Here is a 13,558-nt window from a genome sequence, read left to right as displayed (position 1 = left end):
TTTTAACCCCCTAGTGATTTAGGCGGAGTAATAATAATCCGCTCGCCGTCAAATTCCATCGTTGCTTTGTCTTTAATATTAAGAGCAGATAAATATTCCTTAGGCACTTGTAAACGTCCAACGCGATCTACCACGACATAGGCTTCATGCACAGACTGCAGTCCGCTGCTTACAGCTGGAAGCTCTGCCTCACCTCCATCAAGATTAATATTCGGATTGCGTTTAATGAACTCAGTGCTCGTCAAGCCATCGCGAATGGCAACCACTCGGTCTACCTTGCCAGCAAGCGTCAAGTCATGCGTTACAATGACGATGGTAATACCGATCTCGCGATTCAACCTGCGGAAAATACCCATAATCAAATCGGATGTAGCCGTATCAACCGAACCTGTCGGTTCATCCGCAAGCAGAAGCTTCGGACGATTCGACAATGAAATCGCAATGGCAACCCTTTGCTGCTCACCACCTGATAATTGATGGAGCTTGTTATGCATTCGCTCCTTCAAGCCAACCCATTCAAGCAGCTGCTTCGCATATGAGCGATCAACCTTCCCCGAAAGCATCATCGGCATTTCTACATTTTCGAGGGCAGTAAGATAAGGCAGCAGGTTTCTGGCATTATTTTGCCAAATAAATCCTACCGTCTCCCTCTTGTATTTCACTAGATCCTCTTCGGAAATCTTCAGAAGATCCCATGGACCTACATGCACCTGGCCGGCTGAAGGGCGGTCAAGACCGCCCAGCGTATTCAGAAGCGTCGATTTCCCGCTGCCGCTGTTGCCGATAATAGCCATTAGCTCGCCTTCGTTTACTTTTAGGTTCAAGCCTTGCAGGGCAACGACCTCTAGATCGTCTGTCTTGTAAATTTTCACTAGACCTTCGCAATCGATCATCGCTGTTGTCATCGTTCTTCTCCCATCTTGACCGCTTGATGCACTCTAAGCCTGCGTATGTGCAGGAAGAGCAGCAATGCGCCGGTCAGCATCATAAATCCGACAACTATGAACAATTGGTTCGTATCGCTAGACTCGAATATGACTCGGAAAGGCGGTACTGTTTCTGCAACGTTTTCTGTCGTTTGCAAGAATGGAAGGAAGAGCAAGCTCACACCTTTACCAATTAACACCCCAAGTCCAATCGCAAGTCCTGCTGTAAATAGCTGCTCCAGAAGCAGCATCCCCGTAAGCTGTCTTCGCGATAATCCCATTGCCCGCAATACCCCGAATTGGACAACGCGCCCTGAGAGATTAAAGAACCAGAATAGAACGTAGCCAGCTAATGTGATGATGACCGAAACAAGGAAACCTAAACTCAATATTCCGAATACGCCGCCCCTAGTTGGAAGCTTCGATTGAATGATTAGCTCGCTTCTTACATCTTTAATAGCTGCTATCTCCACCCCAGCCTTTTGCAGCGCTTCAACGATCGGAGCTACTTTAGCATCAGGCTTCATCTTCAGCCAAACCTCATAAGGAATAAGCGGAAGCTGGTCATAAATATAATCTAAATTCGTGATAATAAACGGAGATTTATCTGGATATTGGCTAGGCCAATAAGGCAAAATGCCAACGACCATAAAATCCACTTTACCTTCGGCGAATCCAACTGACACAGGATCTCCGATTTTTAATTGATATTTCTCTGCTACTTTCGAAGGAATAAGTGCCGCATGCTCATATTTACCCAAGTTATTTAAATAATAATTCGGATGAACTGGGTACAAATCATTGCGGAACCAGCCGACCTTGGCAAAGTCGACATTATCAATTCCCATTACGGTTCCTTGACCAATCGATTTGCCTGAAATGACCACGCTGCCCTTCGTCTGTAGTACACGAGCAGCCGCTTCTACGCCTTCAAGGGAACGGAATAGCTCAAATGGAGGTTCACTGAACAACATCTTTGAAGGTATGGTTTGACCGCCACCGCCTCCGCCGCCTGAACCACCGCCGTTGCCTCCTCCACCATTTCCGCCGTTTCCACCGCCGCCAGAACCGCCGCCATTGCCTCCACTGCCGCCGTTACCACCATTTCCGCCGTTGTTGCCAGGCGTCGTGGTAATTTCCGGAGAGCCTTCCCATACCGTTTGAATGGTTACATCTGCTCCGTATTTATACAGCGTACGTTCCGTGGAGTTCAAATCAATCGTTCTAGCTGCCGATGCGTTATAAACACCAAGCCCCAACGTCAGCACCAATAGAATCATCAATGGGTAATATCCCTTGGATGAACGTGAAAGCTGAGTCAGCGTCAAATATAGCGGAACCGGTAAAAATTTGCGTCCTAACCATGTAAACACCTTCAAAAGCCATGGGAATAATCTTAAGAAAAACAACCCAAATGCAAAGATTGATAAGGCAGGAACAAAAAATAAAAATGGCTGTACGTTTAATTGATCCGTTGTCATGCCTGTTTTGAATGTCAACATTTGGCGCTCATTGAACATATACCAGCCATAACCAGCAGCGGCAATTAACAAGACATCAAGATACCAACGCTGCCAAACTGGCTTGCGATCAGAACGCGCCAGATCCTGCTTATAACTTACGATTGAAGATCTTGCATAAATAACAGCTGGAATAATGGTCGCCATAAGCGCTAGAAAGACTGCAGCTCCACCAGCAATAATGGCCTCTGTAGAGAAGCCAACCGGTATGGACTTCCGATTAACGAAAGAAAGGAAGCCATTGGCTGATCCGATACTCTTCGCCATGAACCAACCGATAAACGGACCGCTTCCAAGCGCGATCCCTCCAAGCAGTAGTCCTTCGAGCAAATAAATCCATATGATTTGCCGTGTGCCGGCCCCCCTGCTTCGAAGCACTGCAATGTCGCTTCGCTGCTTATCCAGTGACTGCCTTGCATTCATGGCAATAAAGAAAAACACCATCGCAAGCATTGGAGCAGCTAGCGTAAACAGCAATGTTTGCAGCTGCAGGCTTTGTTTCTTAAATTCGGTAAGCGTGGATGCAAAAGAAATTTCTACTCTTGTGTCCTTAAGACGCTGATAAAGCTCAATATTCAAGCGTTCTAGCGTTTTGCTTAAGGGTGTTAATTGACTCGTTTTTATTTCCGATAAATCAAATGCGTAGTACCAGCTTGCATTATGCAGCGGTATTTTTTTATTCGCTAACAGCGTCTTTTCGAATGCTGCTTTGCTTATTTGGAACGTGTTCAGCAAGCTTTCCATCCCTTGATACCAGTATGAACTCGTATCAGTAAGCGGTTTGACTGCTCCGACAATTTTCACTCGCAATGTCAGATCCAGTCCACCGTATATCGGATATTCAAAAACATCGCCGATATGTACATCATTTCTATACATTGCTTCCTCGAACATGACTGCTTCGAGTATATCTCCATCCCCTTCGGTATTTGAAAACCATTTACCTTGGGTCAGCTCTGTATTTTTTTCAAGTTCTGACAGATTCATAATCGTCAGTTGACGGTTTCGTCCTGCGTCTACTTTGCTTGAATCCTCAGGAACGACCTCTGCACCGCGAATGGAATAGCTGTTTACATACGTACCAAATGGAAATCCAATTTCCTTCGGTATTCCATCTTTAATATACTTTTCAAGCTCCGACAGCGCTGCTAAATCCGTTTTCCCGCCAGCAGGTGATTGATATCTCATGAGAAGCGAGCCCGCAGGTAATCCGGTACTCTTCTGCTGCAGTGATTCGGCTACTACTCTCTTGAGTGCGCCATCTGCATACATAGGGATACTCGTTGCAAATGCAACCGCCAGAGTTAGCCCAGCCAGCGTGCTTAAGGTTAGCCAGCGCGTGTTCCACATTTTGCGGAACAAAAAACGAAACAGCGGAATTCCCATTGGCTATCGACCTACAACTTTCTGCCCCGGTTTCAACCCTTTGAGGATCTCAATATTCGTCGAGGTTTGTTGGCCGACCTCTACGTCAACTTCGCGCTTAACTTCGCCTTCAATGACCTGCACGTACGTACGAGATCCAATAGAACGAAGCGTAGAAGGAGGAATAACAATAGCATTTTCAGTGCGCTTCGTAATGACTTTAATCGAAAGCGGCATACCGCGGTTCAAGTTTTTAGGCAAATCCTTAAGATCAACGATTAAGAAGTCTTCGGGTTTTTCTGGTTTCTCTACTCCAGAACCACCACCGCCGCCGCCGTTGTTCTGTTCCTCCGTTTTGTAAGGGAGCTGCTTGATCTTGCCTTTAAATTTACCAACGCTCGTAATATCAGCCGTTACTTCCATGCCAACGCCTAATTTTTCTAGCTCTGACTTAGAAATTTTGGCTGCAGCTGTAATCTTGCTCGTATCGGCTACAATTGCAATTGGAGCATAGGCTTTAATCAAATCGCCCTTCTGCACGTTAAGCGATACAATCGTTCCAGCAAATGGAGCTTTTAATGTCGCTTTCCCGATTTCCTCTTCCATATCGACTAGCTTCTGCTTCTGTTCTTCAAAAGCAATCAGCTTACCTTCGAATTCAATCGGATCCATTTCATCACGCTGGCGAAGCGTGTCTTTCATCTCATTTTCGATTTTCCTAAATGAAAGCCGCTCTTGCCGCAAGCTTTTGACCAGTACATCAACGTCCAGCTGACCAATCACTTGACCGGCTTTTACAGTTGTTCCTACTTTCACATTCAACTCCTTCAAATTCTTGCCGTCCAATGTGAAAAACATCGTCTCTTCTTCCAAAGAGATAAGCTTGCCGATCAGCGGTATCGACGTTTCTAATGTCGTCGTCGTTACCTCATACTCGGGTTTCTTGGATATTTGTGCAGGGGCAATCTCAGGTATAACCTCTTCTTCATCTTCTGCGGGAAGCAATGAGCACCCGCTTGAGAGCACCAATGAAGCACTTAATACAACAACCATTGAACGCTTAAATAAATTTTCCGTCCACCATTTCATAGACAATGTCAGCAACCTCCAAAATCGTAGGATCATGTGTAGTCATACAAATAGAAACTTGTTCAGTGCGAATAATATTTTGGAAAACCGCCATAATTTGAGCTGACATGCCAGTATCAAGCTCTGCCGTCGGTTCGTCAGCAAGCAGCAGCATTGGCTTATGGGCGATCGCCTTAGCAATTGCGACCCGCTGCTGCTCACCGCCGGAAAGCTCGAAGGGACGATGATTCATTCGGCGCTCCAAACCAACCAGTTCAAGACATTGCGTAACTCTATCCTTCCATTCCGCTCGTGGTACACCAGCCATCCGAAGAGACAGCTCCACATTCTCACGTGCGGACAATAGCGGCATAAGTGCGAAGGCTTGAAATATAAAGCCCATGTGCTTTCGCCTAACTAAAGTGCGTTGGTCATCGCTCATGCTGTGAAACTTCAAGCCGTTAAACAAAATCTCTCCTTTGCTCGGCGTATCAAGCCCGCCCAAGCAATTCAGCAGCGTCGTCTTGCCAGAGCCTGATCTGCCTCTGAGCATAACTAATTGACGCTCCTTAAGCTCCATATTGATGCCTTTCAGTACAGGCAGCGGAGTTCCTCCAACTTGGAACGTTCGCTCTACATCAATAACTTTAAGCAGATCGCGTCTTTCCTCAGTCGTTTCTAACTGCTCTTCTACCTTCTGTTCTTCTTCCTGCGGAATGGCCATTAGCGCTTCCGATCCCTCCTCAACCAACTTTCATAATTCTCATCTTACATGATAGACGTAGGACATGCTCAAAAAGTTACGTCAAATTTAAACAACTTTTTAAAACCTTTTTCGAACAAAAAAAGCTGCTTTTAGCGAAGGCTTAAACTCCGCATAAAAAACAGCTTTTACATTATCTTACTTCATCTTGAAATGAGAAATAGCAAGGTCCAAATCGCGTACAATTTCCTCTAAATGAACAGCTGCTGAAGAAATGTTATCCATCAAAGCAAGCTGCTCTTCCGTTGCGGCAGCAACATTTTCTGTCTTCTCCAGATTAACGGCAGCTGTAGCAGCCGTTTGCTGCATTGAGGCGCTTACTTGCTCCGAGCTGGCTGACATTTGCTGAGTAATTGCAGAATTTTCATGAATCTGCTCACTCATCTGTGTAATAGAAGCAACAATGACATCCAAGTTCTGACGAACCTCGCCTACCCGCGCGCTGCCTCGCTCCATTTCCAGAACCGTTTGCGACATATATGCCGAAGCTCCTGCAATTTCACTTCGGGTAATATCCACGAGTTGATGTATCCCGTCAGCAGATGCAAGGGATCCCGCTGCCAGCTTCCGAATCTCTCCTGCAACGACCGCAAAACCTCTGCCGTGTTCGCCTGCACGAGCTGCTTCTATTGATGCGTTCAGCGACAAAATATTCGTTTGGTTTGAAAAACTTGTTATATTCTCGGCAATTGCACCTATCTCCTTGGAACGATGCTCAAGCGTTTCAATTGTATTCGATAGTTTGCCAGTTACTGAGGTTACCTCGCTCATTTGATCAATTAACCGGAGCAGCGCTTCATGACCAAGTTCAGCCTGCTTAGAGGTTGAAGATGATTTATCGGCAATTGAGGCTGTGTTTTCTGCGATTCGTTGAATGCCTATCGTCATCTCTTCGATCGCTCTAGATGTTTCCTCCGCACCTCTAGCTTGTACTTCTGAGCCACTCGCTACTTCCTGAATATTTTGAGCGACATGCTCTGCTGCGTCTGCAGATTCCTTAGATGCAGTCGTTAACTGATCAGTTGAATTGGTCACTTCAGCTGCGTTGCTAGCAATACCGCTAATCAGCTGCTTTGTAGCTTCAATCATATGATCCACCGATTGCGAAATACGGCCAAGCTCATCCTTGCTGTATTTCTGATCCGGAAGAACCGTTAAATCCCCTTCTGCTACTCGCTGTGTCTTAAATACAACACTCCTGATTGTCTTCATTATATGACGCACTGTAAAGTACATAGCAATTAATATAACTAATGTAACTGCAATGATGCAGATTAAGAGAGTAAGCTGCGTTTTTCTAAGCTCATTTGTAATATCAGTAATCGTGGTTTGTGCATAAATTTTAATATTTTGACCGATTTCATCAATCCCTGTACGGCTTGTTAAGAAGCTATTATCGATCTGTTTATTTTGAAAATTGTTCTTTCCATCCGCTGCTGCTTTTACCGCTGCAACTGACCAGAAATTAAAATTAGCCTTAAACTCAATTAAAATTTGGTTTATGCTGCGCTCAGTTTCCCCTTCTGCTAAGTTCTGAAGTCCTTTCTCATATAAAATGGCTTGCGCTTCTCCTACCCTGTCTTCAACTTGTTTTATATTTTCGGCTAACTCCGCTCGAGCAGCGTCTGCATTTACTTGATCCAAAGTACCGGATTCCACTCTCAAGTAAGCTTGATAGGCCTGATACATATCCCTATCCGCGTTTAATACTAATGTGTCTACTTGATTAGAAGTTTCATAAATACGATCTGTCATGTCATTCAACACACGCCATTGCTCATTGAGCAAATAAAGCCCAGTAAATGCATAAAACATAAGTGGAACCAAAGACAACAAGACTAGCCTAACACGTAAAGACAATTTCATTAAAACCCCGCCCCTCAATTCATGACTATACTCTATAATTATTTATCGGAGACAAATAGCTATTAAGAAGAGTCCCTTTCAAAAAAAATTAAATTTTAGTGTCGAATTATGAACAATTTTGTCACAAAAAAAGCGAGCTCTCATGGAAAGAGCACGCTTTTTTTAATTTAAGCAATTATTTTCCAAACGATTGAGGATCTTGTCTCCAAGCTTGCAAAGCAGCTACATCTTCAGGAGCAACTTTTCCAAGCTCTACAGCTGTTTGAATAAGTGCGCTATAGCTAGACAATGTAACAAGAGGCATTTGCTCTGATGCAAAGGCTTGAATCGCTGAATCAAATTCGTAAGTGAATATAGCAAGCACCGCCAACACTTCTGCGCCTGCTTCTCTGACTGCAAGACCAGCTTTAAGCGAGCTGCCGCCAGTCGAGATCAAATCCTCGATCACAACGACCTTTTGTCCAGGTAGAACACGGCCCTCGATTTGATTCTGCTTGCCATGACCTTTCGCTTTATCGCGAATATAAGCCATCGGTAGATTAAGCTTCTGTGCTACCCAAGCTGCATGTGGAATACCGGCAGTTGAAGTGCCCGCAATAACCTCAGCATCAGGATAACGCTCACGAATGATCGTTGCGAAACCTTCTGCAACAAGATCGCGAATCGCTGGGTATGTCATCGTAAGGCGGTTATCACAATAGATTGGTGATTTAATGCCTGATGTCCATGTGAATGGCTCATTAGGGCGAAGTGCCACGGCTTCGATTTCTAGCAGGCTTTTAGCAATTTGATTTGGCAATTCAGATAAAGTAATTTTACTCATAGGAAATCAGCTCCTCAATAATAGATTCTAATGCTGCACGCGGATTTGGTGCCGCTGTAATCGGGCGACCGATAACCATATAATCAGTTCCTTTGCGCAGCGCCTCACTTGGCGTCATGATGCGTGATTGATCATTAACATCCGCTCCAATGGGACGAATGCCTGGCGTTACGGTTTTGAAAGAGCTGCCGCATAGCGACTTAATAGCCTCAACCTCGGAAGGTGATGCGACAACACCGTCCAAACCCGCTTTTTTGGTAAGCTCTGCATAACGAAGCACTGCCGCTTCTACGGTTCCGCTAATACCAATCTGCTCATTGAGCATCGACTGACTCGTACTTGTCAAATGAGTTACCGCGATTACCGTTGGCTTACGAAGGCTGCTGCCTGTTAATGCAATATCTACGCCCTCAAGCGCAGCCTCCATCATATCACTGCCCCCTGCTGCATGGACGTTAAACATGTCAACTCCCAATTTCGTTACGCTATTAGAGCCGCCTTTGACAGTGTTCGGAATATCATGCATTTTCACATCAAGAAATACGTAGTAACCACGCTCTTTCAAGCTTTGCACGAAGGAAGGACCGGCAGCATAAAACAACTGCATGCCCACCTTCATAAAACAGGGAATGCCTTGCAGTTCGGCAATTAAACGTTCAGCCGCTGCTGCATCTGGATAATCAAGGGCTACCATAATCCGTCCTGCTGCTTGCTCTTTAGTCAATTTCATCCGAAATCGCTCCATTTCTCTGTTCATTTGCAAAATAAACGGCCATACGTTTGCTTCAAGCTATCCACCTTAAGACTAACTTCTTAAGGTAGATAACGAAGCAATAAACGCTGGCCGTACTTTTAAGCTCATTGAGCTTATTTGTTTTGTAGCGCTACTGGCATTGAACGGGAGGAGAAGTTCAACGTTTCGAGCATAACAAGCAATGCACGAACTGTATCAAGCGATGTCATACAAACGACGCCATTCTCAACCGCTTCACGACGAATTCTGAATCCATCACGTTCAGGAGCTTTGCCTTTAGTCAACGTATTGACTACAAATTGCGCTTGCCCTTCACGTACTAGATCAAGAATATTCGGTGAGCCTTCGCTAAGCTTATTAACAGTCGTAACGATAAGGCCGGCTTCTTCGAGTGCTTTCGCCGTTCCGCCTGTAGCAATAATTTTGTAGCCTAGGTTAAAGAATCCGCGAAGCAACTCTGTTGCTTCCTCTTTATCTTTATCCGCAACTGTAGCAATGATAGCGCCTGATGTTGGAATTTTCATGCCTGCGCCAATGAGACCTTTATAAAGAGCTTTCGCATATTGAACGTCGCGGCCCATTACTTCACCTGTTGATTTCATTTCCGGCGTTAGCGTTGGGTCAACCCGGCGCAGCTTCGCGAAGGAGAAGACAGGAACTTTAACCGAAACATATTCATCCTCAGGCCACAAGCCTTCAACATAACCAAGATCAGCAAGCTTCGTACCGAGAATTGCTTTAGTAGCTAAGTTTGCCATCGGAATATTCGTAACTTTGCTTAGGAAAGGTACGGTACGCGATGAACGCGGATTAACTTCAATCACGTATACTTTTTCTTGGTGAATGACGAACTGGATGTTAACAAGTCCAATTACGTTAAGAGCTTTAGTAATGCTAATCGTGATGTCAACGATTTGCTGTTTAATTTCTTCCGAAAGTGATTGTGGTGGATATACCGCAATGGAATCGCCTGAGTGAACGCCTGCGCGCTCAACATGCTCCATAATCCCTGGAATAACAACAGTATCGCCATCACAAATTGCGTCTACTTCAGCTTCTTTACCTAGCATATAACGGTCGATTAGAACCGGGTGCTCAGGGTTAATTTTCACTGCAACTTCCATATAGTTAAGCAGTTCTTCGTCTGAGTACACAATTTCCATTGCGCGTCCGCCAAGTACATAGGAAGGGCGAACAAGTACCGGATAACCAAGACCTTGTGCCGTAACTACCGCTTCATCAACAGAGATAACCGTTTTTCCGTCTGGCTGTGCGATGTTCAGGCTGCGAAGCAATGCTTCGAATTTCTTGCGATCCTCTGCTGCATCGATGCTCTCAAGGCTGGATCCTAGAATGCGTACGCCAGCTTTGGAAAGCGGAGCTGCAAGGTTGATTGCCGTTTGACCGCCGAATTGTACGATTACGCCAATCGGATTTTCTTGCTCAATAACATTCATTACATCTTCAAAGAACAATGGCTCAAAGTAGAGTCTGTCCGATGTGCTAAAGTCTGTTGAAACCGTCTCTGGGTTATTATTGATAATAACCGCTTCATAACCTGCATTTTGAATTGCCCATACCGCATGAACCGTCGAGTAATCGAACTCGATGCCTTGACCGATACGAATTGGTCCAGAGCCAAGGACTAGAACCTTCTGTTTGTCTGTTACAGTTACTTCATTTTCTACTTCATAAGTGGAGTAGTAATATGGTGTCGAAGCTTCGAATTCAGCTGCGCATGTATCAACCATTTTGTATACCGGCTTTAAGTTAAGCTGTTCGCGAAGTGCACGCACGTCAGCTTCCGTTGTGTGACTGCCATTCGGGAAACCTTCTTGACGAATTTCAGCAATAGAACGATCTGAGAAACCTTTGCGTTTAGCTTCATACAACGTTTGTTGATTCAACGTTGATTCGCTGCGCATACGATCCTCGAATGCTACGATAGACTGAATTTTATCAAGGAACCACCAGTCGATGTTTGTAATGTCTTGGATTTCTTGAAGCTGATAGCCCCGGCGGAACGCTTCTGCTACGAGGAACATACGCTCATCATCCGGCTTCTCTAGACGTGCGCGAAGCACTGCATCTTCTAAAGATGAAGCTTCTTTCAAGTGAATGCGGTGAGCGCCAATTTCCAATGAACGAACCGCTTTATGAATGGATTCCTCAAACGTACGGCCGATAGCCATAACTTCGCCAGTTGCTTTCATTTGCGTACCAAGTTTACGGTTCGCGTTAACGAATTTATCAAACGGCCAGCGTGGAATTTTCGATACGATATAATCAAGTGTTGGCTCGAAGCAAGCATACGTTTGTCCTGTAACAGGGTTTACAAGCTCATCGAGTGTGTAGCCGACAGCGATTTTTGCTGCCATTTTGGCAATTGGGTATCCTGTTGCTTTCGACGCTAGTGCCGATGAACGGCTTACGCGCGGATTTACTTCAATGACATAATATTGATAGCTTTGTGGATCAAGTGCGAACTGTACGTTACAGCCGCCCTCGATGTTCAGCGCACGAATGATTTTTAGGGAAGCTGAACGAAGCATTTGATACTCGCGATCAGACAAGGTTTGGCTTGGCGCTACGACGATGCTATCGCCTGTATGTACGCCAACCGGGTCAAAGTTTTCCATGTTGCAGACAACGATACAGTTATCGTTCGCATCACGCATAACTTCATATTCGACTTCCTTCATGCCTGCGATCGATTTCTCGATCAAGCACTGGCTAATCGGGCTATAACGGATTCCAGAAGCAACCGTTTCGCGCAGTTCTTCTTCATTCGCACAAATACCGCCACCTGTTCCGCCCAATGTATAAGCAGGACGAACGATGATTGGGTAACCAATTGTGTTAGCGAAGTTAACTGCATCTTCTACTGTAGTTACGATGTCGCTGTCTGGTACTGGCTGTTCCAGCTCACGCATAAGGTCACGGAACAAGTCGCGATCCTCTGCTTTCTCAATAGCTGTCAGCTGTGTTCCAAGCAATTTTACATTCTCGCGTTCAAGAACGCCTGCGCGTGCAAGCTCAACCGCCATATTAAGGCCTGTCTGGCCGCCAAGCGTCGGAAGAAGTCCATCTGGACGTTCTTGACGAATGATTTGTGATACAAAATCTAAAGTAATTGGCTCGATGTATACTTTGTCAGCCATGTTCGTGTCTGTCATGATTGTTGCTGGGTTACTGTTTATAAGAACAACCTCATAGCCCTCTTCTTTGAGCGCTTGGCAGGCTTGAGTACCGGCATAGTCGAATTCCGCCGCTTGTCCGATGACAATTGGACCGGAACCGATCACGAGAATTTTTTTGAGTTCATTATTTTTGGGCATATTGAAGCTCTCCTTTCAACGTCTCCGACAACACAGCTTGACGAGGTTTTTGTGGGTTATTTTTCTTGTGCGTACGGATCATTTCTAGGAACTCATCAAACAAATAGCTGGAATCATACGGTCCAGGCGCAGCTTCTGGGTGATATTGAACCGAGAAAGCTGGGAATGTATTGTGTTTAAGTCCTTCGATCGTGCGGTCATTGTTATTGATATGTGTTACTACAAGCGGCGTGTTAGCTACTGATTCTTCAAGCACCGTATAACCATGGTTTTGTGAAGTAATGTAGCAACGGTTAGTTGCCAATTCTTTAACCGGGTGGTTTCCGCCGCGATGTCCGAATTTAAGCTTCGTTGTTTCTGCTCCGCAAGCTAATGCGAACAGCTGGTGGCCTAAGCAAATTCCGAAGATCGGGTATTCGCCGAGCAGTTCAGAAATCATTTTTACAGCATAAGGTGCATCTTGCGGGTCCCCAGGGCCATTGGACAATTGAATGCCGTCTGGAGCTAGGCGACGAATTTGGTCTGCAGTTGTATCGTGAGGAACAACAACTACATCACAGCCGCGCTTAGTAAGCTCGCGCAAAATACCGCTTTTTGCACCGAAGTCAACAAGTACGATACGCTCGCCTTGACCCGGGCTTGAGAATACATGAGATGTAGAAGTGCGTGCGACTTGATCCGTCATTAGCTTCGAGATGTTAAGACGTTCTGCAAGTTCTTCTACACGCTCGTTGCCTGTTGTAATTAGGCCTTTCATTGTACCGTAGTTACGAAGCTTGCGAGTAAGCATACGTGTATCGATATCGCTGATGCCCGGGATGCCGTATTCTTTAAGAAGTTGTCCTAGTGAATATTGAGCGCGCCAGTTGCTTGGCACTTCTTCATGACGACGAACGACAAAGCCATGAATAAATGGACGCATCGACTCAAAATCATCACGTGTAATGCCGTAGTTGCCGATTAGCGGATAGGTCATCGTTACGATTTGTCCGCAGTAGGACGGATCGGATAAAACTTCTTGATAACCAGTAATTCCAGTATTAAATACAACCTCGCCCATCATTTGTGCTTCTGCACCGAACGAAAGTCCTGTGAACAATGTACCGTCTTCCAATAATAATCTTGCTTGCATCCG

At 45.3% G+C, this 13,558-nt stretch carries 9 protein-coding genes; all 9 read right to left on the bottom strand.

From position 1 onward, the window contains the following. Positions 1–2 precede the first annotated feature (2 nt). The 9 genes from AB4Z50_RS24450 to carA all read right to left on the bottom strand — a co-directional run bounded on the left by AB4Z50_RS24450 (position 3) and on the right by carA (position 13,555). Positions 3–893: an ABC transporter ATP-binding protein gene (locus tag AB4Z50_RS24450; protein ID WP_441883081.1), complete on the bottom strand. Its 891-nt coding sequence runs from the start codon at positions 891–893 to the stop codon at positions 3–5. A gap of 8 nt (positions 894–901) precedes the next feature. Next, on the bottom strand, positions 902–3,832 hold the full coding sequence (locus AB4Z50_RS24445) for an ABC transporter permease (protein WP_441883034.1): 2,931 nt from the start codon (positions 3,830–3,832) through the stop codon (positions 902–904). A 3-nt stretch (positions 3,833–3,835) separates the two neighbouring features. After that, positions 3,836–4,900 (bottom strand): efflux RND transporter periplasmic adaptor subunit, encoded by a 1,065-nt coding sequence (locus AB4Z50_RS24440; protein WP_339209586.1) that lies wholly within the window; start codon positions 4,898–4,900, stop codon positions 3,836–3,838. Next, positions 4,872–5,603: an ABC transporter ATP-binding protein gene (locus tag AB4Z50_RS24435; protein WP_441883032.1), complete on the bottom strand. Its 732-nt coding sequence runs from the start codon at positions 5,601–5,603 to the stop codon at positions 4,872–4,874. The genes AB4Z50_RS24440 and AB4Z50_RS24435 overlap by 29 nt, the downstream gene beginning before the upstream one ends. 177 nt (positions 5,604–5,780) lie before the next feature. Continuing rightward, a complete protein-coding gene (locus AB4Z50_RS24430) occupies positions 5,781–7,508 on the bottom strand; it encodes a methyl-accepting chemotaxis protein (protein ID WP_441883030.1) in 1,728 nt (575 codons plus the stop codon). A 175-nt stretch (positions 7,509–7,683) separates the two neighbouring features. Further along, positions 7,684–8,331 carry an orotate phosphoribosyltransferase gene (gene pyrE, locus AB4Z50_RS24425; protein WP_076268188.1) on the bottom strand — a complete coding sequence of 216 codons (648 nt, stop codon included), beginning with the start codon at positions 8,329–8,331 and terminating at the stop codon, positions 7,684–7,686. Further along, a complete protein-coding gene (pyrF, locus tag AB4Z50_RS24420) occupies positions 8,324–9,061 on the bottom strand; it encodes an orotidine-5'-phosphate decarboxylase (RefSeq protein WP_441883028.1) in 738 nt (245 codons plus the stop codon). Before pyrF ends, pyrE begins: the two co-directional genes overlap by 8 nt. A 137-nt stretch (positions 9,062–9,198) precedes the next feature. Next, positions 9,199–12,423 carry a carbamoyl-phosphate synthase large subunit gene (carB, locus tag AB4Z50_RS24415; protein ID WP_441883026.1) on the bottom strand — a complete coding sequence of 1,075 codons (3,225 nt, stop codon included), beginning with the start codon at positions 12,421–12,423 and terminating at the stop codon, positions 9,199–9,201. Next, a complete protein-coding gene (gene carA, locus AB4Z50_RS24410; protein WP_339208742.1) occupies positions 12,410–13,555 on the bottom strand; it encodes a glutamine-hydrolyzing carbamoyl-phosphate synthase small subunit in 1,146 nt (381 codons plus the stop codon). The genes carB and carA overlap by 14 nt, the downstream gene beginning before the upstream one ends. Between the last annotated feature and the right edge of the window lie 3 nt (positions 13,556–13,558).

Source organism: Paenibacillus sp. 2TAB26 (assembly GCF_052115145.1).
GTDB lineage: Bacteria > Bacillota > Bacilli > Paenibacillales > Paenibacillaceae > Pristimantibacillus.
The sequence above is the reverse complement of the archived record's forward strand: the minus strand, read 5'-3'. Positions and strand labels throughout refer to the sequence as shown.